Below are 23,957 nucleotides of genomic sequence, written 5' to 3' on the forward strand. Positions count from 1 at the left end.
GATTACTTACCAGCCTTTCCGGCCTTGCGACGCACGACCTCGCCCGCGTAGCGGACACCCTTGCCCTTGTAGGGCTCAGGCTTGCGGATCTTGCGGATGTTCGCGGCTGCCTCGCCGACAGCCTGCTTCGAGATGCCGCTCACGGTGAGCTTGTTGTTGCCCTCGACCGTGAACGTGATGCCGGCGGGCGGGTCGACCAGGACCGGGTGCGAGAAGCCGAGGGCGAACTCGACCGAGCTGCCCTTCTGCTGCACGCGGTAACCGGTGCCGACGACCTCGAGGCCCTTGGAGTAGCCCTGGGTCACGCCGATGATGTTGTTGTTGATGAGCGTGCGGGTCAGGCCGTGAAGCGACCGCGACTCGCGCTCGTCGTCGGGGCGGGTGACGAGAACCTGGTTCTCCTCGACCGCGACCTCGATGGGGGCGGCGACCGTCAGGGTGAGCTCACCCTTCGGGCCCTTCACCGCGACCTCACGGCCGTCGACCGAAACGGTCACGCCCGCGGGGATCTCGATGGGAAGTCGTCCAATACGCGACATGTTCGTATCACCACACGTAGGCGAGAACTTCTCCGCCCACGCCCTTCTGCTCTGCCTGACGGTCGGTGAGAAGACCGGAGGAGGTGGACAGGATGGCAACGCCGAGGCCGCCGAGGACCTTCGGGAGCTCGGTGGACTTCGCGTAGACGCGCAGACCGGGCTTCGAGACCCGCTTGATGCCGGCGATGGAGCGCTCACGGTTCGGACCGTACTTGAGCGAGAGGGTGAGGTTCTTGCCCACGCGGGCGTCCGAGACCTCCCAGCCGGCGATGTAGCCCTCCTGCTGGAGGATCTCGGCGATGTGCGTCTTCAGCTTGCTCGACGGCAGGGTCACGGAGTCGTGGTGCGCCGAGTTCGCGTTGCGCAGACGGGTCAGCATGTCTGCGACCGGGTCTGTCATTGTCATGGTGTTCTTCTTTCGATCATGAGGTTCCGGCTGCCGTTACACGACAGACGGCCTGCGATGAGCACGCAATCTTCAATTGTACGGCACGCGGGGAGGGCGCCTTGCGGCGTCCCTCCCCGCGTCACCGGATCACGCCTGAGCGTCGTCGGCCTTGAACGGGAAGCCGAGGTGGCGCAGGAGCGCGCGGCCCTCGGCATCCGTCTTGGCCGACGTCACCACGGTGATGTCGAAGCCGCGGACGCGGTCGATCTTGTCCTGATCGATCTCGTGGAACACGCTCTGCTCCTGGAGACCGAAGGTGTAGTTGCCGTTGCCGTCGAACTGCTTGGCCGACAGACCGCGGAAGTCGCGGATGCGGGGCAGGGCGAGCGAGACCAGGCGGTCGATGAACTCCCACGCGCGGTCGCCGCGGAGCGTGACGTGCGCGCCGATGGCCTGACCCTCGCGCAGCTTGAACTGCGCGATGGACTTGCGGGCCTTCGTGACGATCGGCTTCTGGCCGGTGATCTTGGTGAGGTCGTCGACCGCACCATCGATCACCTTGCTGTCGCGAGCCGCCTCACCGACACCGGTGTTGACGACGACCTTGACGATGCCGGGGATCTGCATCACGTTCTGGTAGCCGAACTCGTCCTGCAGCTTCTGCTGGATCTCGGCCTTGTACTTCTGCTTCAGGCGCGGCTGGATCTTGCCAGCCTGCGCGGCAGTGTCGGTGCTCATCAGAGGTCCTTACCTGACTTCTTCGCGTAGCGGACGCGAACGGTGCGCTTCACGCCGTCCTTGGTCTGCTCCTCGACGCGGTGGCCGACGCGGGTCGGCTTCTTCGTCGAGGGGTCGATGACCTGGACGTTCGAGATGTGGATGGGCGCCTCGATGGTCTCGATGCCGCCCGTCTTCGTGCCGCGCTGCGTCTGGCCGACGCGCGTGTGCTTGGTGACGTAGTTGACGCCCTCGACGATGACGCGGTTCTCGGCCACGAGGACCTCGAGCACCTTGCCCTGCTTGCCGCGGTCGCCGCCCTTGTCCTGCTTGCGGCCGGTGATGACCTGAACCAGGTCACCCTTCTTGATGTTCGCCATGATCAGATGACCTCCGGGGCGAGCGAGACGATCTTCATGAACTTCTTGTCACGAAGCTCACGACCGACCGGGCCGAAGATACGGGTGCCGCGGGGCTCCCCGTCGTTCTTCAGGATCACGGCGGCGTTCTCGTCGAACTTGATGTACGAACCGTCGGGACGACGGGTCTGCTTCACGGTGCGGACGATGACCGCCTTGACGACGTCGCCCTTCTTCACGTTGCCGCCCGGGATCGCGTCCTTGACGGTCGCGACGATGGTGTCACCGAGGCCCGCGTAGCGACGGCGCGAGCCGCCCAGGACGCGGATGGTGAGCAGTTCCTTCGCGCCGGTGTTGTCGGCGACCTTGAGGCGGGACTCCTGCTGAATCACTTGGCCTTCTCCAGAATCTCAACCAGACGCCAGCGCTTGGTGGCGCTGAGCGGCCGGGTCTCGTTGATGAGGACCAGGTCGCCGATGCCGGCGGTGTTGCCCTCGTCGTGCGCCTTCACCTTGGAGGTGCGACGGATGACCTTGCCGTACAGCGGGTGCTTCACGCGGTCCTCGACCTCGACGACGATGGTCTTGTCCATCTTGTCGCTGACGACGTAGCCGCGGCGGGCCTTGCGGTAGCCGCGGGCGTCCGCGGGACGCACGTCGTGCTCGGCGTGCTCCACGGTCTCCGCCTTGACGGCAGCCTTCTTCTCAGCCATTACTCGGCCTCCTCCTTCGGCGCCTCAGCCGCGTCGGACTTCTTCGCCTTTGCCTTGGACGCCTTCTTGGCCGGAGCCTCGACCGGGGCGGGCGTCGCACGGATGCCCAGCTCGCGCTCGCGGATCACGGTGTACAGGCGCGCGATGTCGCGCTTGACGGCGCGGATGCGGCCGTGGCTTTCCAGCTGGCCCGTGGCCGACTGGAAGCGGAGGTTGAACAGCTCCTCCTTGGCCTTACGCAGCTCCTCGACGAGGCGCTGGTCTTCGAACGTGTCGAGCTCGCTGGGAGCGAGCTCCTTGGTGCCGATCGCCATTACGCGTCGCCCTCCTCGCGCTTGATGATGCGTGCCTTGAGCGGCAGCTTGTGGATGGCACGGGTCAGGGCCTCGCGAGCGAGCTGCTCGTTGACGCCCGCGACCTCGAAGAGGACGCGACCCGGCTTGACGTTTGCGACCCACCACTCGGGCGAGCCCTTACCGGAACCCATGCGGGTCTCGGCGGGCTTCTTCGTGAGCGGACGGTCGGGGTAGATGTTGATCCAGACCTTTCCACCACGCTTGATGTGACGGGTCATCGCGATACGAGCGGACTCGATCTGACGGTTCGTCACGTAAGCGGGGGTGAGAGCCTGGATGCCGAACTCGCCGAAGGAGACCTTCGTGCCGCCGGTGGCCTGGCCATCACGCTTGGGGTGGTGCTGCTTGCGGTACTTGACCTTGCGGGGAATAAGCATCAGGCAGACGCTCCTTCTGCGACGGGAGCCTCGTTGCGCGGGCCGCGGCGACGGTCGCCACGGTCATCACGACGGGACTTCGGTGCGTTCGCCTGCTCGCGAGCAAGCTCCTTGTTGGTCAGGTCGCCCTTGTAGATCCAGACCTTCACGCCGATGCGGCCGAAGGTGGTCTTGGCCTCGTAGAAGCCGTAGTCGATGTTCGCGCGCAGCGTGTGCAGCGGCACACGACCCTCGCGGTAGAACTCCGACCGGCTCATCTCGGCGCCGCCGAGGCGGCCGGAGACCTGGATGCGGATGCCCTTGGCGCCGGCGCGCTGAGCGCCCTGCAGACCCTTGCGCATCGCGCGACGGAACGCCACACGAGCAGACAGCTGCTCGGCGATGCCCTGGGCGACGAGCTGAGCGTCGGCCTCGGGGTTCTTGACCTCGAGGATGTTCAGCTGGATCTGCTTGCCGGTGAGCTTCTCGAGGTCGCCGCGGATGCGCTCGGCCTCGGCGCCACGACGACCGATGACGATACCCGGGCGCGCGGTGTGGATGTCCACACGCACGCGGTCACGGGTGCGCTCGATCTCGATGTTGCTGACGCCGGCGCGGTCCAGCTGCGTCTGCAGCAGGCGACGGATCTTGATGTCCTCGGCGACGTAGTCCGCGTAGCGCTGACCCGGCTTCGTCGAGTCGGAGAACCAGCGCGAGACGTGGTCGGTGGTGATGCCGAGGCGGAAGCCGTACGGGTTTACCTTCTGTCCCATTACTTGCTCGCCTTCTTGTTGCTGTCACCCTCGGCCGCGGCAGCGACCTCCGGCGTCGAGAGCACGACCGTGATGTGGCTCGTGCGCTTCTTGATCTGGAAAGCGCGACCCTGAGCGCGGGGCTGGAAACGCTTGAGCGTCGTGCCCTCGTCGACGTACGCGTTCTTCACGTACAGGTCCTGCTCGTCGAGGTACTCGCCGTCGCGATCCGCCTTCACCTGCGCGTTGGCCATGGCCGACGCGACAAGCTTGTAGATCGGCTCACTGGCGCTCTGCTGTGCGAACTTCAGGATCGCGAGAGCTTCCTGGGCCTGCTTGCCCTTGATGAGCGCGACGACACGACGAGCCTTCTGAGGGGTCACGCGGATGTGTCGCACGCGTGCGATGGACTCCACCATTTCTCTCTCCTCTATCGCCCCCGCGTCAGCGGCGGCGGCCCTTCTTGTCGTCCTTCTCGTGGCCGCGGAAGGTGCGGGTGGGCGCGAACTCGCCCAGCTTGTGGCCGACCATGGTCTCGGTCACGAACACGGGGATGTGCTTGCGACCGTCGTGGACGGCGATGGTGTGACCCAGCATGGCCGGGATGATCATCGAGCGTCGCGACCAGGTCTTGATGACGTTCTTCGTGCCGGCTTCGTTCTGACCGACCACCTTGCGAAGCAGGTGCTCGTCGACGAAGGGGCCCTTCTTGAGACTGCGAGGCATCTTCTCTTACTCCTACTTGCGCTTCTTGCCGGCGTTGCGACGACGCACGATGTACTTGTCGCTTTCCTTGTTCGCGTGACGGGTGCGGCCCTCGGCCTGACCCCACGGCGTGACCGGGTGACGACCACCGGAGGTCTTGCCCTCACCACCACCGTGCGGGTGGTCGACCGGGTTCATGGCGACACCGCGCACGGTCGGGCGGACGCCCTTCCAGCGCTTGCGGCCGGCCTTGCCCCAGTTGATGTTGGACTGCTCGGCGTTGCCGACCTCGCCGATCGTGGCGCGGCAGCGGGCGTCGACGTTGCGGATCTCGCCCGACGGCAGACGGAGCTGCGCGTAGGGACCGTCCTTGGCGACCAGACGCACCGAGGTGCCCGCCGAGCGAGCCAGCTTCGCGCCTCCGCCGGGGCGGAGCTCGATCGCGTGGATCACGGTACCGGTGGGGATGTTCTTCAGCGGCAGGTTGTTGCCCGGCTTGATGTCGGCCGACGCGCCCGACTCGACGATGTCGCCCTGGCTCAGCTTGTTCGGCGCGAGGATGTAGCGCTTCTCGCCGTCGAAGTAGTGCAGCAGCGCGATGCGTGCGGTGCGGTTGGGGTCGTACTCGATGTGAGCGACCTTGGCGTTGACGCCGTCCTTGTCATTGCGACGGAAGTCGATGACGCGGTACTGGCGCTTGTGGCCACCACCGATGTGACGGGTCGTGATGCGGCCCTGGTTGTTGCGGCCACCGGTCTTCGACAGGGGGCGCAGCAGCGACTTCTCCGGCGTCGATCGGGTGATCTCGGCGAAGTCGGCCACCGACGAACCGCGACGACCCGGGGTCGTGGGCTTGTACTTGCGAATAGCCATGATTGTCCTTTATCCCCCGGATCAGCCGATTGCCGTGAAGATGTCGATGGTGCCCGACTTCAGGGTCACGATGGCGCGCTTGGTGTCCTTGCGCTTGCCGGTGCCGAAGCGGGTGCGGCGGGCCTTGCCGACGCGGTTGATCGTGTTGACCGCCGCGACCTTGACGCCGAAGATCTTCTCGATGGCGAGCTTGATCTCGGTCTTCGAGGCGCGCGGGTCCACGAGGAACGTGTACTTGCCCTCGTCGATGAGCGAGTAGCTCTTCTCGGACACGACCGGCTTCAGGATGATGTCGCGCGGGTCCTTGTTGAGAGCGGTCGCCAGGACGGATGCCTGCTCGGTCATGCCGAGACCTCCTCGGTTGCGCCGGTCTTCGAGGCGATGAACGCCTCGAGCGCGGCCTTGGTGAAGACGATGTCGTCGGAGACGAGCACGTCGTAGGCGTTCAGCTGGTCGAAGGTGAGCCAGTGCACGTTCGACAGGTTGCGAACGCTCTTGACGGTCACTTCGTCGTCACGCTGGGTGACGACCAGGATGTTCTTCGACGGGGCGACCTGGGCGAGCAGGCTCGCGGCGGTCTTCGTCGAAGGCGTGGAGTCGATGCCGAAGGTCTCGACGGCGTGCAGACGCTCACCGCGGAAGCGGTCGCTCAGCGCGCCCAGCAGGGCGGCGGCGATCATCTTCTTGGGGGTGCGCTGCGCGTAGTCGCGCGGCTTCGGGCCGTGGACGATGCCACCACCGGTCATGTGCGGCGCACGGATGGAACCCTGACGGGCGTTACCCGTGCCCTTCTGCTTGAAGGGCTTGCGACCGGCACCGGAGACCTCACCGCGACGCTTGGTCGAGTGGGTGCCCTGACGCGCAGCGGCGAGCTGGGCGACGACGACCTGGTGGATGAGCGGGATGTTCGTCTTGACGTCGAAGAGTTCGGCGGGCAGCTCGATGGAGCCGGCCTTCTTGCCGTCGGCCTTCAGGACGTCGAGCGCGAGAGTCGAGTCAGCCATGATCAGGCACCCTTCACTGCGTTGCGGACGTAGACGACGCGGCCACGCGCACCGGGGACGGCGCCCTTGACGAGCATGAGTCCCTTCTCGGCGTCGATGGCGTGCACCGTGAGGTTCAGGACGGTCACGCGCTCGCCACCCATACGGCCGGCCATGCGCATGCCCTTGAAGACGCGGCTCGGGGTCGACGATGCGCCGATGGAGCCGGGCTTGCGGTGGTTGCGGTGTGCACCGTGGGAAGCCGAGACGCCCTTGAAGTTGTGGCGCTTCATGACACCCGCGGTGCCCTTGCCCTTGCTCGTGCCGACGACGTCGACCAGCTGGCCCGCCTCGAACAGGCCGTCCACCGTGAGCTCCTGACCGAGTGAGTAGTCAGCAGCGTCCGCCGTGCGGATCTCGGTGACGTGACGGCGCGGCGTGACGCCGGCGGCCTCGAAGTGAGCCGTGAGGGGCTTGTTCACCTTGCGGGGGTCGATCTGACCCGCGGCGATCTGGACGGCGTTGTAGCCGTCCTTCTCGGGCGTGCGGATCTGCGTGACCACGTTGGGGGCGAGTTCGATGACGGTGACGGGAACGAGCTTGCCGTTCTCGTTCCACACCTGGGTCATGCCGAGCTTGGTGCCCAGCAGTCCCTTGGAAACCTTTGCGTTGATGTCAGCCATGTCGATCCTCAGAGCTTGATCTCGATGTTGACGTCAGCCGGCAGGTCGAGACGCATCAGCGAGTCGACGGCCTTGGGCGTCGGGTCGACGATGTCGATCAGACGCTTGTGGGTGCGCATCTCGAAGTGCTCGCGGCTGTCCTTGTACTTGTGGGGCGACCGGATGACGCACACGACGTTCTTCTCGGTCGGAAGCGGCACGGGGCCGACGACAGTCGCGCCCGCACGGGTCACGGTGTCGACGATCTTGCGCGCCGACGTGTCGATGACCTCGTGGTCGTACGACTTCAGGCGAATGCGGATCTTCTGTCCCGCCATTGTCTGCTCACTCTCTATAAGGCGTCTTACCGTCCTGGGCCGGGTGACCCAGGGGCATTGGACGCACGTCGGCGCTGTTCACGCCTCGGCACTCGACCGGCTCCGGAGAGCAGGTCTGCGCACCACTGTTCTTCTGTCAGCCCGCGCGCCTCTCAGCGCACGGCAGAACCTCTCAGCAGAGGTGTCGGGGATGTTCTCCTACCCGCGGCCTAGAACCCTGCTGCCTCACGAAGAGACGCCGTCTATGCACTGCCCTGGTAGTGATCCGGTCGGCACGCACAGCGCACCCCCGGAATGTGGAACCTATCTATTGTGCCATGGGGGATTTCGGTTGTGCAAACCCGGGCGTGTCGCGCTTCGCGACGGGCCTCTCCGACCGAGTTGAATGGCGCGGCATCCGCCGGGAGATCGCGGGGCGAGGCATCCCCATGCCTCGCCCCGCGTGGGGATGCGTTCAGTGCGAGGGGGCACACCGAACGCGAGGATCCGGGCGTGAAGGGACACCCCGATCCTCGTCGGAGGCATGGCGGATCGCCCGCAGCAGCGGTGTCGCAGGCCGGCGCACGAAGGGCGCCGTCGACGCATCGATCCCCACAGTCAGTTCCCCAGTCAGGTGCGCGGCGAACCGCGCGATTCGGGAGGGCGAACCCCTTCGCACTCCCCGCCGCAAGATCCCCAGGCGGCAGAAGCGATCGTATCGGAAAAGGGGCCCCTCCGTGAAGAGGAACCCCTTTTCCGTGTCACGCGTGTCTACTCGTTGCCGACCGCCTTGTCCGCGCTGTCGCGGATCTCGTCGATCTTGTCCGCCGCGCCCGGAGCGATCTTCTTGGCGAAGTCCGCGACGCCGTCGAGGACCTTGTCGCTGACGTCCTCGGCCTGCTCGCTCTTGACGGCCTCGGCGATCTTGTCCTTGTTCTGCTCGTAGAGGTCCTTGCCCTTGTTCACGGCGTCGTTGATCGACTCTTCGATACCCATTGCATCCCCTTCTCGGTCGCTGCGCCGACGAGGAAGCGCGTCGGCCTTCTCATTCTGTCCGTCGACGGCGGTCAGCGGAAGCCTCCGCCATGACTGTGCTGGAAAACGACGACGGGGCCGGACCCGAAGGTCCGACCCCGTCGTGGCTGAGGTTTCGACTCGCGCTCTGCTTCGCAGCGCTCGCTCAACCTGACTCGATGCCGCGTCAACGCGGGCTACGCTCGCATTGACCCGGCCCGAATCACTTGATGATCTTCGTGACCGTACCGGCGCCCACGGTGCGTCCACCCTCACGGATGGCGAAGCCGAGGCCCTCCTCCATGGCGATCGGCTGGATCAGCTCGACCGTCATGTCGGTGGTGTCGCCGGGCATGACCATCTCGGTGCCCTCGGGCAGCGAGATGACGCCGGTGACGTCGGTGGTGCGGAAGTAGAACTGCGGACGGTAGTTCGTGTAGAAGGGGTTGTGGCGGCCACCCTCGTCCTTGGACAGGATGTACGCGGTGCCCTCGAAGTCGGTGTGCGGCGTGACCGAACCCGGCTTCACGATGACCTGACCGCGCTCGACCTCTTCGCGCTTGGTGCCACGGAGAAGAAGACCGCAGTTCTCGCCGGCCCATGCCTCGTCGAGCTGCTTGTGGAACATCTCGATACCGGTGACGGTCGTCTTCTGCGTCGGGCGCAGACCCACGATCTCGACCTCGGAGTTGATGGCCAGCGTGCCGCGCTCGGCGCGACCCGTGACGACGGTGCCACGACCGGTGATCGTGAAGACGTCCTCGACGGGCATCAGGAACGGCTTGTCCTTGTCGCGCACCGGGTCCGGGATGGACTCGTCGACGGCCTCCATGAGCTCGAGGATCGCGTTGACCCACTTCTCGTCGCCCTCGAGAGCCTTCAGGCCCGAGACGCGGACGACCGGAGCGTTGTCACCGTCGAAGTCCTGGCTGGAGAGCAGCTCGCGGACCTCGAGCTCGACGAGCTCCAGGATCTCCTCGTCGTCGACCATGTCGCTCTTGTTCAGCGCGACCAGCAGGTACGGAACGCCGACCTGCTTGGCGAGCAGGACGTGCTCGCGCGTCTGAGCCATCGGGCCGTCGGTGGCGGCGACCACGAGGATCGCGCCGTCCATCTGAGCGGCACCGGTGATCATGTTCTTGATGTAGTCGGCGTGACCCGGGGCGTCGACGTGCGCGTAGTGGCGCTTCGGCGTCTCGTACTCGACGTGCGAGATGTTGATCGTGATACCGCGCTGGCGCTCCTCGGGAGCGGAGTCGATCGACGCGAAGTCGCGCTGAACGTTGGTCGCCGACGGGTACTTGTCGGCAAGAACCTTCGAGATCGCTGCGGTGAGCGTGGTCTTGCCGTGGTCGACGTGACCGATCGTTCCGATGTTCACGTGCGGCTTGGTCCGCTCGAACTTGGCCTTGGCCACTGGGTCCTCCTCAGGACGTTCGTGTAGAGATTCCCGGGCACTGGATTGTGACCGGTTCTCTACGGTGTTTGATTCTCAGTTTAGTAGAGAGAGCTTTATGAAGTTGTGCGTTGTCCGGTCGGCTCCGAGCGGGGCCCGGAGCCGACCGGGCAAGGGCTTACTCGCCCTTGGTCTTCTGGACGATCTCGTCCGCCACGGCCCGCGGGACCTCGGCGTAGGAGTCGAACTCCATCGAGTACACGGCACGACCGGACGTCTTCGAACGCAGGTCGCCGATGTAGCCGAACATCTCGGACAGCGGGACCTGGGCACGGACGACCTTCACGCCCGCGGCATCCTCCATCGACTGGATCTGACCACGACGCGAGTTCAGGTCGCCGATGACGTCGCCCATGTACTCCTCGGGAGTGCGGACCTCGACGGCCATCAGCGGCTCGAGCAGCACCGGGTTGGCGCGGCGCACGGCCTCCTTGAAGCCCATGGAGCCGGCGATCTTGAACGCCATCTCCGAGGAGTCGACGTCGTGCGAGGCGCCGTCGAGCAGGATGGCCTTCACGCCCACCATCGGGTAGCCCGCCAGAGCACCGGCCGCCATGGCGTCCTGGAAGCCCTGGTTGGTCGGCTCGATGTACTCGCGCGGGATGCGGCCACCGGTGACCTTGTTCTCGAACTCGTACGTCTTCTCGGCGTCGAGCTCGAGGGGCTCGATGGTGAACTGGATCTTGGCGAACTGGCCCGATCCACCCGTCTGCTTCTTGTGGGTGTAGTCGTGCTTCTCGACGGCCTTCTTGATCGTCTCGCGGTAGGCCACCTGGGGCTTTCCGACGTTCGCCTCGACGCGGAACTCGCGCTTCATGCGGTCCACGAGGATGTCGAGGTGCAGCTCGCCCATGCCCTTGATGGTCGTCTGACCGGTCTCGGGGTTGAGCTCCGTGCGGAAGGTCGGGTCCTCCTCGGCGAGCTTCTGGATCGCGAGACCCAGCTTCTCCTGGTCGGCCTTCGTCTTCGGCTCGATCGCGACCTCGATGACGGGCTCGGGGAACGTCATCGACTCGAGGACGACCGGCTGAGCCATGTCGGCCAGGGTGTCACCGGTGGTGGTGTCCTTCAGGCCGATGACGGCGTAGATGTTGCCGGCGGTCAGCTTGTCGACCGGGTTCTCCTTGTTGGCGTGCATCTGGAAGATCTTCCCGATGCGCTCCTTCTTGCCCTTGGTCGAGTTGATGACCTGGGCGCCGGACTCGAGCTCGCCCGAGTACACGCGCACGTAGGTCAGACGACCGAAGAACGGGTGGACGGCGACCTTGAACGCCAGCGCTGCGAAGGGGTCCTTCGCGTCGGGGTGACGCTCGATGATCTTCTCCTCGTCCTTGGGGTCGTGCGCCTCGATGGCGGGCACGTCCAGGGGCGAGGGAAGGTAATCGACGACCGCGTCCAGCATGGGCTGCACACCGCGGTTCTTGAACGCCGAGCCGCAGAGGACCGGGTAGATCTCGCTCGCGATGACCAGCTTGCGGATCGCGCCCTTGATCTCGGCGACGGTGAGCTCCTCGCCGCCGAAGAACTTCTCCAGAAGCTCCTCGTCGGTCTCGGCGACCGTCTCCAACAGCTGCTGGCGGTAATCCTCAGCCTTGTCCTTGAGGTCGGCGGGGATCTCCTGCACCTCGTAGGAGGCGCCCATCGTCACGTCGCCCTTGGCGTCGCCCGGCCAGACCAGCGCGCGCATCTCGATGAGGTCGACGACGCCGACGAAGTCGTTCTCGGCACCGATCGGCAGCTGCAGCACGAGGGGCTTGGCGCCGAGGCGGTTGATGATGGTGTCGACGGTGAAGTAGAAGTCGGCGCCCAGCTTGTCCATCTTGTTGACGAAGCAGATGCGCGGGACGTTGTACTTGTCCGCCTGACGCCACACGGTCTCGGACTGGGGCTCGACGCCCTCCTTGCCGTCGAACACGGCGACCGCACCGTCGAGGACGCGGAGCGAGCGCTCCACCTCGACCGTGAAGTCCACGTGACCGGGGGTGTCGATGATGTTGATCTGGTTCTTGTTCCAGAAGCAGGTCACGGCGGCAGACGTGATCGTGATGCCGCGCTCCTTCTCCTGCTCCATCCAGTCGGTGGTCGAGGCGCCGTCGTGCGTCTCGCCCAGCTTGTGGTTGACGCCCGTGTAGAACAGGATGCGCTCGGTGGTGGTGGTCTTGCCGGCATCGATGTGCGCCATGATGCCGATGTTGCGGACCTTGCTCAGGTCGGTGAGCACGTCTTGTGCCACAGGAGTGTCCTTATCTTTCTTGCAGGGATGCTGCGAGGAGAGGGAGGGTGCCCGCCCCCGGCGCGAGTCCGGGGACGGGCGAAGCTGTTACCAGCGGTAGTGAGCGAACGCGCGGTTCGACTCGGCCATCTTGTGCGTGTCCTCACGGCGCTTGACCGCGGCACCGAGACCGTTCGAGGCGTCCAGGATCTCGTTCTGCAGACGCTCGGTCATCGTCTTCTCACGACGGCCCTTCGCGTAGCTGACGAGCCAGCGCAGCGCGAGCGTGTTCGCGCGGTGCGGCTTGACCTCGACCGGAACCTGGTAGGTCGAACCGCCGACGCGGCGGCTGCGGACCTCGAGGGTGGGGCGGACGTTGTCGAGCGCCTTCTTGAGCGTCGCGACGGCGTCCTGGCCGCTCTTGGCCTCGACACCGGCGAGGGCGCCGTAGACGATCGACTCGGCGAGCGACTTCTTGCCGTCGACGAGGATCTTGTTCACGAGCGACGTGACGATCGGAGCGCCGTAGACCGGGTCGTTGACGACGGGGCGCTTGGGGGCGGGACCCTTACGAGGCATCTAACTCAACCCTTCTTCGCGCCGTAGCGGGAACGAGCCTGCTTACGGTTCTTGACGGCCTGGGTGTCCAGGGCGCCACGGACGATCTTGTAGCGCACACCGGGGAGGTCCTTCACACGACCGCCGCGGACGAGCACCAGGGAGTGCTCCTGCAGGTTGTGGCCCTCGCCGGGAATGTAGGCGGTGACCTCGGTGCCGTTGCGCAGCTTCACACGGGCGACCTTGCGCATCGCCGAGTTCGGCTTCTTCGGGGTGGTGGTGTAGACGCGGGTGCAGACCCCGGCCTGCTGCGGGTTCGACTTCAGGGCGGGCGCCTTGGTCTTCGAGACCTTGGGCGAACGACCCTTGCGAACCAACTGCTGAATGGTTGGCACGTTCTCTCCTTGTTGTGCTGCACGGTGACAGCGCGATGGATTTCACATCATGACCCACCGGCACGTCGGATCCGACGAGCCTTTGGTGTGGTGGGTATGCCGTGGGGGCGGACCGGTATCGGACCGGCGCCCTGCATGCGGGCACGCCGAGACGTGCACACACCTGATCAAGTGTAATGCCGCGTCACATACTCGGTCAAATGAGTCCGCGCCCCGCATCGCGGTACCCTGAGAACGTGGAGCGCTCGCTGGAGACGCAGGTCGACCAGGCCGTCGAGGCCTGGCTGCGCTGGGTGCCGCGCTGGGAGCCGGCAACCCACCGCGGGCGGGTCGCGCCCTGCCGTCGTTGCCTGGGCTCCCCCGTGCTCTCCGCCGTCGGCATCGGCGGCAACGTCCCCCACGGCGTCCAGCACGGGCTGTCCACCCGCATCAAGACGATCGTCGACCACGCGGTCGCCGACTACACGGCGCAGAACCTTCCGATGCTGCAGCGCGAACTGGACCAGCAGGCGGCGCGCAATCGCGCGCGCAGCTACCGCCCGGGGGAGGATCTCGCTCCCGAGTTCGAGGGCATGCCGCTGGACCCGGATCCGATCCCCGGAGCACCGTTCCTCTTCACGATCGCGGGTCTGGCCGATCAGGAGGCCGCCGAACTCCCCCCGCTTCCGCCGCTGACGGACGAGGCCAAGGCCGCACTCCGCCAGGAGGTCACGCTCGCCGACGAATACGCGAATCTCGTCGGACGCGAGATCTGCGGAATCCTGCTGCGGCACCGTCTGGCCGTGCAGGCAGCGATCTCGCAGTACGTGGAGCCGCAGATCGAGGCGATGCTCGAGGAGCTGACCCGGTCGCTCGACGCCCCCTTCGACCCCGACGCCCTCTAGCCTGCGGGATCTCCGGTCTACTCGTCGTGCTCCCACGGCCAGGTCGGATGCTGAGCGCGCGTCCGTCGCAGGGCCACGCCGCCCCAGGCCGCGACGGATGCGGCAGCGAGGATGACGAGGCTCGGCCCCGTGGTGACCAGGCCACCCGCCACGGCGAGCGCAACGACGACATCGCCCGCGGCGAGCAGGACCCCCGCCGAGACGACCATCAGGTGCACGAGGACCGTCGCCAGCGCCGTCACCCACACCGAGCGGTAGACGGGACGGGAGATCCGCACGGCCAGCCACTCGACACCCGCGAACGCCGCGACGGCCGCGGCCATCCCGATCGCACCGGGCGCCGGGCCGAGATCGGGAACCGCGATGACGTCAGTATCCGTCGCGAAGCTCAGCGCACCGAGGCCGACGATCGCGAGCGCGAAGAAGCTGATCGTCGACAGCACCAGCGCCAGGACAGCCGAAACCCCCGCGGGCTCGGGCCCGCGGGGGTTCGGCGTGGAGGCGTCCGTGGTCACCTCGGCAGTGTCGGACCGGCCTCGAGCGTGCGCTCGTACTCGCGCTGCGCCTCGGCGTTCAGCTCGGTCTTGCGTGCGCCGCTGCGGGCGACCCATGCGCCGAACCAGATCGTGAGCTCACGGCCCAGCACGAAGGCGGCGATCGCGAGCGGGGAGAAGAGCTGCTCGTTGACCAGCTCGGCGCCCTGAGAAGCGGTGATCATCCAGAACGGCGCCTCGAAGAGCTGGCCGAGGATGAACCCGAAGTACGAGGCCACTCCGACGAGCAGTCCGAACACCACCCACAGGCCCCAGCGGCCGCGGTTGATGATCGCGCCCAGCAGCCAGAACGACAGGAAGAACACGACGACCGGCGTCCAGAAGCCCCAGGTCGTCAACGGTGCGAGTGCCGCCTCGCCGATGTTCGCTCCGGTGACGTCCCCGTGGATCGCACCGAGCGCGAGCACGACGCCCAGGAACAGCGCCGCGAACACGGCGGTCGCCAGCAGGCCGATGGCTCCGGCGGTGCCGCGGTTGCCCCGGTCGCGGGGCGGCTCCGGCGCCTGGACGAAGATCGGCTGCAGCGCGGCGGGCGCCGCGGCGGCGGCCACGACGGGCTCGGACGGCAGAACGTGGGTCTCGGCATCCGACGGCTGGTCGTAGACGGAGGTGACCGAATACGGCTCCTCGGCCACGATGTTCGCGCGCTCGTTCAGCGCGTCGGTCGTGGTGGCGGCGACGGCCACCTCGGTGACCTCGTCGTCGGATGCGGCCGGCACCGGGGTGTCGACCGACGGGGACTCGCCGCCCGCGATGCCGTCACGCGCGGCGGGGATGCCGTCCGGCAGTGCGCCGAACGTGCCGGGGTGCTCGCGCTCGGCCGCTTCGAACGCGGCCAGATCGGGGTCGACGGGTGCATCCGCCGTCTCGGCGGGGACATCGGCACCGGCGGCGGCGGCCTCTTCGAGACCGGCCTTGGCGCTGTCGACGACGTCGTTCACGTCGGCCGGCTTCTCGGGCTGGGGAACCTCGGGGTCACTCATGGGGGCGCCTCTCGTCGGATATGTGCACTGCGAGGGTATCGCCGCGCGAGCAGGCGCCCGCGGAGGCGTGCCGACGTGTCCGCGTGTCGGTCGCGTCACGGAGTGAGCTGGCGGAGGCCGTTGCCCACCACCTCGAGCACAGCCGGTCCGGCCGGCACCGCGAGCCACAGCAGTGCGCCGACGACACCGGCGCACAGCATGCCGACGATCCAGCTGATCACCGGATTGCGCCCTCCCACGCGAGCCATGTCCTCACCGTACGACGGCGGGAGCGGACCGACCGGAAGCAACGCCGCGCCGCCGCGCTTCGCGCGGGTTCTGCGCCACTTCTCGACGAATGCGCCGGTTGTTTCGTGACGCATTCGTCGAAAGGTGTGGCAGACGCGTAGGTGGGGCGGGGCCGGCTGAGCGAGGACAGGACGGCTGGGCGGATCGACGCGCGTCAGCGCTCGGTGCGGCCGCGCAGGCGCCAGAGCAGCCACAGTCCCGACGCGGGCACGAGCAGGATGCCGATGAGCAGTGCCCCGGACCAGACGACGTCGTACCAGGCCGGCACGAGCGGGTTGACCGTCTCGGTGATCCCGCTGCCGGATTCCTCGACGGTGGCGACCACGCTGAACGAGCTCCACACGAGGATCGAGAACGCCGCGGTCACGAACGGGATCAGGACCGCGACGACCTTCTCCCACACCCGCCACAGCGTGCTGAAGCACACCAGCACGACCCCGACGATCCACCCCGCGAAGGGCAGCACGATGCCGCCGAAGCTCAGCGTGAGGGCGGCGGCGATGGCGAAACCGCGGGTGCCGGTCGCCGGCGGTCTGCCTCCCGCCGGGGCGGCGACCGGCGGAGCGACCATCACGACCGGCGGGACCGGGACCTCGTCCTGCGCTTCGCGGGCGATGTCCGCCGGGTCGCCGAGCGCGGCGATCCGGGCGGCGATGGCCTCGGCATCCCGTCCTTCGAGCTCCTCGGCGATTCCCGCCCTGATCTCGCTCGCGACGCCGTGCGGCAGATCGCGCATCGCAACGTCCAGGCGCGTCAGGTACTCGGTGCGCAGCCGGTCGGCATCCGTCTCGATCATGAGGGCTCCTCTCCCACGATGCCCGTGACGACACGGGCGAAGGGCGTCCATTGCACGCGGAACTGCGCGAGCTGGGCGGTTCCGGCATCCGTCAGCCGGTAGTACTTGCGGACGGGACCGGTCTCGGAGGGCTGATCGAAGGTCGTCACCCAGCCGTTGTCCCGCAACCGTCCGAGCAGCGGGTACAGGGTGCCGATGCTCGCGATCAGTCCCGCGCCCGTCAGTGCGTCGGACAGCTCCCACCCGTACATCGGCTGCCGCGAGAGCAGGCCGAGCACGCAGTACTCGACCACCCCCTTGCGCATCTGCGCCCCGACATCCGCTGCCATGCATGACAAGATAGCATGCGTCGCACGATACCGATCCCGCCCGTCAGCTCCAGCCGAGGCGTCGGGCCACCGCGTCCGCCGCTGCCGCGGGGAACTCCGCCCAGCCCGGTTCGAGCTCGCGCAGCAGCGCGAACAGGGCGCGCGCCGCGCGTTCCGGCTCCTGCGCGACGGCCTCGGCGATCCGCGAGGCCCAGTCCGGATAGTCCTGTTCGAACCGGCGCACCGGGTCGATCGTGTCGCGGGAGGCCGACGTTGCGCCGGCGCAGCGTCCGCGCACGGCCCGGACCAGATGCACCACGGCCCACTGACGGATGAACGCCCCGCCATTGAGCACTTCCCCGCGTCGGACGCGCCCGGTGCCGATCAGCAGCTTCACCAGGACGAGTCGAACGTCGTTCGCGGGATCGAACCGATCGCTGCCGGCGGCGCGCTCACGCGCCTCGGCGATCAGCGTCGCCGTGGTGCCTGCGGCGTCATCGACGAGCACAGTCGCCTCGCGGGCCTGCGCCCCGGCGAGCTCCGCGGCTTCCGCGAACGCGAACTCGAACACGTGCCCGTCGTCGTAGAGGGCGACGAACCCGATCTCGCCCTCGCGAGCCGTCAGCACGATCCGATCCTCCTCGGGGAGCCAGCTCAGATCCGACCGCAACATGGTCCCGCGGCCCGGCTCGACGACGGCGAAGAAGTCATGATCGGACCATTCGTCGCGCCGAAAGCGCGCGTCGTCCGAGGCCGAACCGAGCAGCACGAGGCCGAGCATTCCCGGGGTTGCGGCAACACCCTCGGCCAGGCCGCGACTGAGAGCGTCGTACCGCCGCGGATCGGTCATCCTCGGGGAGCCGTCACGCCGGGCAGGCTCCACGCCGCGAACGCGGGCCCGCTCGCGGCGAGCGCGGTCGCTCCGTCGGATGCCGGGACCAGCGTCGCGTCGCCCACGAGCGCGTCCGCCCGTTCGGCGCCGCTCAGCGCGCCGGGTGCGAGCGCGACATCCGCCCCGCCGCGCGTGGCCAGCACGAGCACGCACTCCTCGACGCTCTCCCGGACGAACACGACGGTCTCGTCGTCGACGTGCAGCCACCGCAGCCCGCCGGTGCCGAGCACGGCGTGCTGCCGGCGCAGGCCGATCAGCGTCCGGTACAGCACGAGATGCTCCGCCGTCTCGGGTTCTGTCTCGCTCCCCCACGGCATCGGCGTCCGGCTCGCCTCGCCGTCGGCGCCGGTCAGCCCGAACTCGTCGCCCGCGAACACGACCGGCAGTCCGGGCAGCGTCATCGACAGGCCGAGGGCGACCGGCACCGTTCCGGGCGCCGCGTTCGTCGCGAAGCGCCCGGTGTCGTGCGTGTCCAGGGGCTGCATGTTGCCCAGCCGCACCCGCCACGGGATGCCGGCGGTGAAGCGCGTGACCGCGTCGACGAAGTCCGCTGCGGTGTAGCGCGGGATGCCGCCGATCGGCTGTCCGAAGAACCACGGCTCGGTGCGCTCCTCCCCCTCCGCCGTCAGGTACGGCGCACCGGTGGGGGTACTCAGCCACCCCCACAGCGGGCGGGTGAACGAGGGATAGGTCATTGCGCCGTGCCATCCGTCGCCCTGCAGGTCGCTCGCCGCATCGTTCGTCGACTCCCCGAGCAGGATCGTGTCGGGATTGATCCGCAGCATCGTCTCGCGCAGCAGCTGCCGGACCTCAGCGTTCAGGTCGACGTCTCCCAGTCGTCCGGTCATGTTGGCGACGTCGATGCGCCAGCCGTCCGCGTTGTACGGCGGCTTCAGCCACTTCGCGACGATCGAGTCCTCTCCGGAGACGAACGCCTCGCGCAGCTCGGGCGATGCCCAGTTGAACTTCGGCAGCGTGCGCGTGCCCAGCCACGACTCGTACTCGGTGTTCCCGGCATCCGTGAAGTAGTAGTAGCTCTCCGTCTCGGCGCCGGGATGACCGTACGCCTGCTGGAACCACTCGTGCCGGTCGCCGGAATGGTTGCTCGTGAGATCGCCGATGACCCGGATGCCGCGGGAGTGCGCCTCCTCGATGAGGCGGATGTAGGCCTCATCGCCGCCCAGCAGGGGATCGATCCGGTCGAAGCTCGCGGCGTCGTAGCGATGGTTGGAGGCCGCCGGGAACACCGGCGTCAGGTAGAGGATGTTGACGCCCAGCGACACGAGGTGGTCGAGGTGCTCGATGATCCCGGGGATGTCGCCGCCGTAGAACTGCTGCGAGCGACCGGGCATGACCGGGTCCACCGGATCGTCCCAGGCTGCAGGGATCGCCCATTCCGGCGTCGGGTGCTCGTCGGCCTGCGCCGAACGGGCGAAGCGGTCGGGGAACACCTGGTACATCACGGACTCGTGCAGCCACGCCGGCGGGGCCTCGTTCGCGACGAGTGCGAAGTCCTCGGCATCCAGTGTCTCCCCGCGGTGCAGGCCGCTCTGGTTGAGCCACTCCACCGTGCCGTCGGCGTGCACGAGGACGAATCGATAGCCGTGCCGCGGATTGCGCACGGTGACCGGCGCCTCCCACCATTCCCAGCCGTCGGCCTCGCCGACGCGCGTCGCGTCGGTCCATTCCGGCTCGTGATCGGGGTTGGAGCGGGTGCGCACGGCATCCAGGGGCCCGTACCCGGCGGGCACGCGCAGCCGGACCGTGACGACGTCGCCGAGAGCGGGCGCCTGGTCCGACACGTACAGGCCGGAACCGTCGTGATGCGGAAGGAGGGTGGTCATGTGCTGTCCTTTCGGGAGACGCCGGCGATGCACCATCGCCAGATCGATCGACGTGGTTGCACGGCCGGATGCCATGACAGAGCCCCTGAATTGTGCGTGTTCGGTTATCGGATCACTTGACGCTGCCGGCGGTGAGACCGCCGACGATGTACTTCTGCAGCGCGAGGAACAGTGCGACCGGCAGGATCGCGGCGAGCACGGCCCCTGCCGCGAAGATACTCCAGTTCTTGGAGAACTCGTCGGAGATGAACTTGTACAGTCCCACCGCGAGGGTCTGCTTGTCGGGGTCGATGAGGATGACGCTGGCGAGGACGAACTCGCTCGAGGTGCCGATGAAGCTCAGCAGCCCCACGACCGCCAGGATCGGCGCCACCAGACGGAGGATGATCGTGAAGAAGATCCGGGCGTGGCCGGCGCCGTCGATCTTCGCCGCCTCGTCGATGGATGCCGGAACGGTGTTGAAGAAGCCGTACATGAGATAGGTGTTGGCTCCCAGCGCGCCACCGAGATACACCATGATCAGGCCGATCTGGGAGTTCAGTCCGATCGCGGGGAAGATGTCGCCGATCGTCACCATGAGCAGGAAGATCGCGACCATGGCGAGCATCTGCGGGAACATCTGCACGACCAGCAGAGCCGTCAGGCTGAACCGGCGGCCGGTGAACCGCATGCGCGAGAAGGAGTACGCGGCGAGCGCCCCCAGGAGCACGGTGCACACGGCGGTGATCAGGCCGATCACGAGCGTGTTGACGAACCAGGCCCCGTAGGGATGGGTGCTGCTGGTGAACAGCGAGACGTAGCTGTCGATGTTGAAGTTGCTGAACAGCGCATTGGCCGTCAGCAGCGTCCCGCCCGGGTTGAGCGATGCGGAGAAGATGTACAGCAGGGGGAACAGGGCGAAGACGCCGACGACGATGCCGACGAGGTGGCGCCAGCCCGTCTCGCGGAAGTACTTCTTGAACGGGCGCCGGGGCTCGCGGCCCCCACCGCGGACGCCGGCTTCGGTGACGATCGCGCTCGTGGACGGTGCGACGGTGCTCGTGCTCATGTCAGTTCAGCTCCTCGAGTGCCTTGGTGCGGCGGAACGCGATCACGGAGATCGTCGCGACCAGGATGAAGATGATGATCGAGAAGGCGCTGGCCAGGCCGTAATCCGATTTCGAGCCCACGAACGCCACCTTGTAGACCATGGTGATGAGGATGTCGGTCGCGCCGACGTTGACGCCGGCCTCCACGTCTCGCGGCCCGCCGCCGGTGAGCATGTAGATCAGGCTGAAGTTGTTGAAGTTGAAGGCGAACGACGAGATCAGCAGCGGCGCGACCGCGACGAACAGCAGGGGGAGCTTGATCGAGCGGAACACCTGCCAGGCGCTGGCGCCGTCGACGCGGGCGGCCTCCTGCACGTCCTCCGGGATCGCCTGCAGAGCCCCCGTGCAGATGAGGAACATGTAGGGGAATCCGAGCCACAGGTTCACGAGCAGGATGCTGAACTTCGCCAGCCACTCATTCGTCAGCCACGGGACCTGGGCCCCGCCCAGCAGCACCTGGTTGATGAAGCCGAACTCCTGGTTCATCATGCCCGCCCACACCAGCGCGGAGAGGAAGCCGGGGAACGCGTAGGGCAGGATCATGATCACGCGGTAGTACCGCTTGGACTTCATCCGCGGATCGTTGAAGACGATGGCCACGAACAGCCCCAGCGCGAAGCACGTGAACACCGACAGGAACGCGAACACGAACGTCCAGATCAGCACCGAGAAGAACGGTGCACGGATGGACTCCTCGGTGAACGCGCGGACGAAGTTGTCGAAGCCGACGTTGATCTGCCAGCCCGGCATGAGCTCGGTGCCGTCCTCGGCCGTGAACGCCCCGGTGCCGATGTCGGAGTAGACCACGCCCGTGCGCGTGTCGGTCATCGTGTCGGCGTCCTCGTCGTACACGAGCTTGGAGAGGTACACGTAGGCGGTCGAGCCGTCCGGAGTGCGCAGGGCGCCGTCGTTCGGGTCGTCGCTGAGCGGCACCGCCATGTCGGCGATGGCCTCCTGGTTCTGCACGATCTGCGCGAAGCCCAGCGTGTTGTATCCGGCCAGCCCGACGGCCTTGCCGCCGTCCATCTCCGCGCCGTCGACCTCTTCGAGCGGCCGCTCCTCGCCGCCGATCGAGACGTCGCCGTCGGGGCTGGTGACGAGGAACGAGAACTGCCCGAGCTGCTCGACGACCGTGAGGTCGTACGCCGGCGAGTCCGGGACCCGTTCCTGCGCGGAGAGCATGAGCGAGTTGACCGCGCTCTGCTTGTCGCTGTTGTGTCCGGTGCCGTAGTTCGTGAACGCGATGTAGCCGGTGTAGACGGCCGCGAACACCTGGAACACGAACAGGAAGACGAGCCCGGGGATGAGGTACTTCGCCGGCAGGTTGCCCCGGCTGAAGTAGATCCAGTTCGCCCCGCCGGTGACGAGGAGGACGATGATCGCGGGGACCCACTGATCGCTCTGGACGAGGACGAAGATCGCGTAGAGCGCGAGGGCGTCGATGATGCCCAGAGCCACCACCTTGAACAGCAGCAGCTTCCAGCCTCCGCCGGCGTGCTCGGCCAGTCGCGCGGCCTGGCGCTGGCGCTTCGTCGGCGCGGATGCCGCGGTGTCGCGGTCTTCAGTGGTGGGCGTCGTCATCGGCTTTCCTCGTTCGAATCCCCTGGAGCAGGACAGGATCGGCGCGGCACCTCAGCGGATGCCGCACCGATCCGTCGTCGTCACTTCTGGATGGCGGCCTGGATGTCGGACGTCATCTTGTTCCAGAGCTCGGTCGGGTCGCCGGAGCCGTTGATGATCGCGGCCTCGGTGACGCCCCAGAACTCCCACACGGCGCCCATCTCGGGGATGCTCGGCATCGGGACGGCGTTCGCGCCGATCTCGCCGAAGCCGGCGGTGATCGGGTCGCTCTCGACGGCGGCCTCGAAGGCGCTGGTCAGTGCGGGCGTGCGACCGCCGACCTCGTACAGCGCGGTCTGGACCTCTTCGCTTCCGATGTAGTTCGTGAGGAACTCGTTGGCGGCGAGGCGGTTCTCGCTCTGGGAGCTGAGGAAGAAGCCCTGGACACCCGCGAAGGGCTGCGCGTCCTGGCCGCCGGCCGCGGGGATCGGGTCCACCGCGATGTTGAGTCCGGCTTCCTCCGCCGCCGGGACGTTCCACGGACCGGTGAGGAAGAACGGCGACTTGCCCGCGACGAAGTTCTCCTTCGCGAGGTCACCGGTGATGTTGGTGTTGAGGATGCCGGCTGCGCCCTGAGCAGCGAGCCAGTTCGCGAACTCGACGCCGCCCTCGTTACCGATCTGCAGGTCCTCGGGGTTGTAGCTGCCGTCGTCGTTCGTGCCGAAGACCGGAGCGCCGAACGAGGTCTGGAACGGGTACAGGTGGTACGGGTCGGATGCTTCGGGGTCGAGACCGACGAGGAAGGCGTACTCGGTGCCGGCCGCCTTGCCCTTGGCGATCATGTCGTCATACGACGTGGGAGCCTCGGGCGCGAGGTCGGTGTTGCGCAGCAGTCCGATGTTCTCGATCGCGTACGGGACGCCATAGGTCTGGCCCTCGTAGCTCCACGCGTCGACGGCGACCTTCTCGAAATCGCCGGCCTTGTCGCCGAGCTCGACCGGGGCGACGACGCCGTTGGTGGCGAGCACGCCGAGCCAGTCGTGCGCGCCCACCGCGATGTCCGGTCCCTCGCCGGTCGGAACCTGCTGCACGAACTGGTCGCGGATCTCGCCGAACTCCTTCTGCACGAGCGTGACCTCGACGCCGGTGTCCTCGGTGAAGGAGGCCGCGGCATCCTCCAGGACCTCCGCACGGTCGGCGTCCACCCAGACGGTGATCTCGCCGGAGAACTCGGCGTCGCCGGAGCCGGTGTCGCTGCCGCCGCCGGTGGAGCAGCCAGCCAGCGTCAGGGTGGAAATCATGGCGATGGCGCCCGCGGCGACGATGCCCCTCTTGTTCACCTTCATTGGTGTGTGCCTCTCTGAGTGCTGATGGCCTGCAGGACTGCAAGCGCTTACAGTATGCAA

At 67.2% G+C, this 23,957-nt stretch carries 32 protein-coding genes; 1 reads left to right on the forward strand and 31 read right to left on the reverse strand.

The features are described 5' to 3' along the window. Positions 1 to 2: 2 nt before the first annotated feature. The 21 genes from rplF to rpsL form a co-directional block, all read right to left on the reverse strand. On the reverse strand, positions 3 to 539 hold the full coding sequence (gene rplF, locus AC3RXZ_RS15470; protein ID WP_243229796.1) for a 50S ribosomal protein L6: 537 nt from the start codon (positions 537 to 539) through the stop codon (positions 3 to 5). Between the two features lie 7 nt (positions 540 to 546). Continuing rightward, positions 547 to 945 carry a 30S ribosomal protein S8 gene (gene rpsH, locus AC3RXZ_RS15475; protein WP_243229794.1) on the reverse strand — a complete coding sequence of 133 codons (399 nt, stop codon included), beginning with the start codon at positions 943 to 945 and terminating at the stop codon, positions 547 to 549. Between the two features lie 129 nt (positions 946 to 1,074). Beyond that, a complete protein-coding gene (gene rplE, locus AC3RXZ_RS15480; protein ID WP_243229793.1) occupies positions 1,075 to 1,665 on the reverse strand; it encodes a 50S ribosomal protein L5 in 591 nt (196 codons plus the stop codon). Further along, on the reverse strand, positions 1,665 to 2,024 hold the full coding sequence (gene rplX / locus AC3RXZ_RS15485; protein WP_243229792.1) for a 50S ribosomal protein L24: 360 nt from the start codon (positions 2,022 to 2,024) through the stop codon (positions 1,665 to 1,667). The genes rplE and rplX overlap by 1 nt, the downstream gene beginning before the upstream one ends. A gap of 2 nt (positions 2,025 to 2,026) precedes the next feature. Continuing rightward, positions 2,027 to 2,395 (reverse strand): 50S ribosomal protein L14, encoded by a 369-nt coding sequence (gene rplN / locus AC3RXZ_RS15490; RefSeq protein ID WP_067354309.1) that lies wholly within the window; start codon positions 2,393 to 2,395, stop codon positions 2,027 to 2,029. Further along, the gene (rpsQ, locus tag AC3RXZ_RS15495) at positions 2,392 to 2,715 is read right to left on the reverse strand and encodes a 30S ribosomal protein S17 (protein WP_243229791.1); all 324 of its coding nucleotides are present in this window, start codon (positions 2,713 to 2,715) and stop codon (positions 2,392 to 2,394) included. Before rpsQ ends, rplN begins: the two co-directional genes overlap by 4 nt. Next, on the reverse strand, positions 2,715 to 3,029 hold the full coding sequence (gene rpmC / locus AC3RXZ_RS15500) for a 50S ribosomal protein L29 (RefSeq protein ID WP_243229790.1): 315 nt from the start codon (positions 3,027 to 3,029) through the stop codon (positions 2,715 to 2,717). The genes rpsQ and rpmC overlap by 1 nt, the downstream gene beginning before the upstream one ends. Continuing rightward, positions 3,029 to 3,448, reverse strand: a complete 420-nt coding sequence (rplP, locus tag AC3RXZ_RS15505) for a 50S ribosomal protein L16 (RefSeq protein ID WP_067354305.1) — start codon at positions 3,446 to 3,448, stop codon at positions 3,029 to 3,031. Before rplP ends, rpmC begins: the two co-directional genes overlap by 1 nt. Further along, on the reverse strand, positions 3,448 to 4,200 hold the full coding sequence (gene rpsC / locus AC3RXZ_RS15510) for a 30S ribosomal protein S3 (RefSeq protein WP_067354301.1): 753 nt from the start codon (positions 4,198 to 4,200) through the stop codon (positions 3,448 to 3,450). The genes rplP and rpsC overlap by 1 nt, the downstream gene beginning before the upstream one ends. After that, positions 4,200 to 4,598, reverse strand: a complete 399-nt coding sequence (gene rplV / locus AC3RXZ_RS15515; protein ID WP_243229789.1) for a 50S ribosomal protein L22 — start codon at positions 4,596 to 4,598, stop codon at positions 4,200 to 4,202. Before rplV ends, rpsC begins: the two co-directional genes overlap by 1 nt. Positions 4,599 to 4,623: 25 nt before the next feature. After that, entirely contained in the window at positions 4,624 to 4,905 is a 282-nt protein-coding gene (rpsS, locus tag AC3RXZ_RS15520) for a 30S ribosomal protein S19 (RefSeq protein ID WP_223170705.1), read from the reverse strand. Positions 4,906 to 4,917: 12 nt separating this feature from the next. Then, positions 4,918 to 5,757, reverse strand: a complete 840-nt coding sequence (rplB, locus tag AC3RXZ_RS15525; RefSeq protein ID WP_121060525.1) for a 50S ribosomal protein L2 — start codon at positions 5,755 to 5,757, stop codon at positions 4,918 to 4,920. A gap of 21 nt (positions 5,758 to 5,778) precedes the next feature. Next, entirely contained in the window at positions 5,779 to 6,102 is a 324-nt protein-coding gene (gene rplW, locus AC3RXZ_RS15530; RefSeq protein WP_243229788.1) for a 50S ribosomal protein L23, read from the reverse strand. Further along, positions 6,099 to 6,761, reverse strand: a complete 663-nt coding sequence (rplD, locus tag AC3RXZ_RS15535) for a 50S ribosomal protein L4 (RefSeq protein ID WP_243229787.1) — start codon at positions 6,759 to 6,761, stop codon at positions 6,099 to 6,101. The genes rplW and rplD overlap by 4 nt, the downstream gene beginning before the upstream one ends. Before the next feature lie 2 nt (positions 6,762 to 6,763). Continuing rightward, complete coding sequence (rplC, locus tag AC3RXZ_RS15540; protein WP_243229786.1) at positions 6,764 to 7,423, reverse strand: 50S ribosomal protein L3; 660 nt, start codon at positions 7,421 to 7,423, stop codon at positions 6,764 to 6,766. 8 nt (positions 7,424 to 7,431) lie between these two features. Continuing rightward, complete coding sequence (rpsJ, locus tag AC3RXZ_RS15545; RefSeq protein WP_017201594.1) at positions 7,432 to 7,740, reverse strand: 30S ribosomal protein S10; 309 nt, start codon at positions 7,738 to 7,740, stop codon at positions 7,432 to 7,434. Between the two features lie 750 nt (positions 7,741 to 8,490). Continuing rightward, entirely contained in the window at positions 8,491 to 8,715 is a 225-nt protein-coding gene (locus AC3RXZ_RS15550) for a hypothetical protein (RefSeq protein ID WP_243229785.1), read from the reverse strand. 241 nt (positions 8,716 to 8,956) lie between these two features. Continuing rightward, a complete protein-coding gene (gene tuf, locus AC3RXZ_RS15555) occupies positions 8,957 to 10,150 on the reverse strand; it encodes an elongation factor Tu (protein WP_243229784.1) in 1,194 nt (397 codons plus the stop codon). A gap of 157 nt (positions 10,151 to 10,307) precedes the next feature. Then, on the reverse strand, positions 10,308 to 12,422 hold the full coding sequence (fusA, locus tag AC3RXZ_RS15560) for an elongation factor G (protein ID WP_491494612.1): 2,115 nt from the start codon (positions 12,420 to 12,422) through the stop codon (positions 10,308 to 10,310). A gap of 87 nt (positions 12,423 to 12,509) precedes the next feature. Continuing rightward, positions 12,510 to 12,980: a 30S ribosomal protein S7 gene (gene rpsG, locus AC3RXZ_RS15565; protein ID WP_243229782.1), complete on the reverse strand. Its 471-nt coding sequence runs from the start codon at positions 12,978 to 12,980 to the stop codon at positions 12,510 to 12,512. Positions 12,981 to 12,985: 5 nt separating this feature from the next. Next, entirely contained in the window at positions 12,986 to 13,354 is a 369-nt protein-coding gene (gene rpsL, locus AC3RXZ_RS15570; protein ID WP_013584051.1) for a 30S ribosomal protein S12, read from the reverse strand. 236 nt (positions 13,355 to 13,590) lie between these two features. Between rpsL and AC3RXZ_RS15575 the strand changes: the two genes are divergently transcribed. Beyond that, positions 13,591 to 14,238, forward strand: coding sequence for a spermidine/putrescine ABC transporter substrate-binding protein (locus tag AC3RXZ_RS15575; RefSeq protein ID WP_243229780.1), 648 nt, complete (start codon positions 13,591 to 13,593; stop codon positions 14,236 to 14,238). Between the two features lie 17 nt (positions 14,239 to 14,255). Here AC3RXZ_RS15575 and AC3RXZ_RS15580 read toward each other — a convergent pair whose 3' ends face one another. The 10 genes from AC3RXZ_RS15580 to AC3RXZ_RS15625 form a co-directional block, all read right to left on the reverse strand. After that, a complete protein-coding gene (locus AC3RXZ_RS15580; RefSeq protein ID WP_243229779.1) occupies positions 14,256 to 14,753 on the reverse strand; it encodes a DUF6121 family protein in 498 nt (165 codons plus the stop codon). Then, the gene (locus AC3RXZ_RS15585; protein WP_491494613.1) at positions 14,750 to 15,775 is read right to left on the reverse strand and encodes a cytochrome C assembly family protein; all 1,026 of its coding nucleotides are present in this window, start codon (positions 15,773 to 15,775) and stop codon (positions 14,750 to 14,752) included. Before AC3RXZ_RS15585 ends, AC3RXZ_RS15580 begins: the two co-directional genes overlap by 4 nt. Before the next feature lie 95 nt (positions 15,776 to 15,870). Continuing rightward, a complete protein-coding gene (locus AC3RXZ_RS15590; protein ID WP_243229777.1) occupies positions 15,871 to 16,023 on the reverse strand; it encodes a hypothetical protein in 153 nt (50 codons plus the stop codon). Positions 16,024 to 16,217: 194 nt separating this feature from the next. Further along, on the reverse strand, positions 16,218 to 16,859 hold the full coding sequence (locus AC3RXZ_RS15595) for an HAAS signaling domain-containing protein (protein ID WP_491494614.1): 642 nt from the start codon (positions 16,857 to 16,859) through the stop codon (positions 16,218 to 16,220). After that, the gene (locus AC3RXZ_RS15600) at positions 16,856 to 17,188 is read right to left on the reverse strand and encodes a PadR family transcriptional regulator (protein ID WP_243229775.1); all 333 of its coding nucleotides are present in this window, start codon (positions 17,186 to 17,188) and stop codon (positions 16,856 to 16,858) included. The genes AC3RXZ_RS15595 and AC3RXZ_RS15600 overlap by 4 nt, the downstream gene beginning before the upstream one ends. Positions 17,189 to 17,231: 43 nt before the next feature. Next, the gene (locus AC3RXZ_RS15605) at positions 17,232 to 18,017 is read right to left on the reverse strand and encodes a hypothetical protein (RefSeq protein WP_491494615.1); all 786 of its coding nucleotides are present in this window, start codon (positions 18,015 to 18,017) and stop codon (positions 17,232 to 17,234) included. Further along, the gene (locus AC3RXZ_RS15610) at positions 18,014 to 19,903 is read right to left on the reverse strand and encodes a glycoside hydrolase family 13 protein (RefSeq protein ID WP_491494616.1); all 1,890 of its coding nucleotides are present in this window, start codon (positions 19,901 to 19,903) and stop codon (positions 18,014 to 18,016) included. The genes AC3RXZ_RS15605 and AC3RXZ_RS15610 overlap by 4 nt, the downstream gene beginning before the upstream one ends. 112 nt (positions 19,904 to 20,015) lie before the next feature. Further along, on the reverse strand, positions 20,016 to 20,951 hold the full coding sequence (locus tag AC3RXZ_RS15615; protein ID WP_491494617.1) for a sugar ABC transporter permease: 936 nt from the start codon (positions 20,949 to 20,951) through the stop codon (positions 20,016 to 20,018). A 1-nt stretch (position 20,952) separates the two neighbouring features. Continuing rightward, on the reverse strand, positions 20,953 to 22,572 hold the full coding sequence (locus AC3RXZ_RS15620) for an ABC transporter permease subunit (RefSeq protein WP_491494618.1): 1,620 nt from the start codon (positions 22,570 to 22,572) through the stop codon (positions 20,953 to 20,955). A gap of 80 nt (positions 22,573 to 22,652) precedes the next feature. Beyond that, the gene (locus AC3RXZ_RS15625; protein ID WP_491494619.1) at positions 22,653 to 23,897 is read right to left on the reverse strand and encodes a sugar ABC transporter substrate-binding protein; all 1,245 of its coding nucleotides are present in this window, start codon (positions 23,895 to 23,897) and stop codon (positions 22,653 to 22,655) included. Positions 23,898 to 23,957 lie beyond the last annotated feature (60 nt).

The organism is Microbacterium cucumeris (assembly GCF_058349845.2).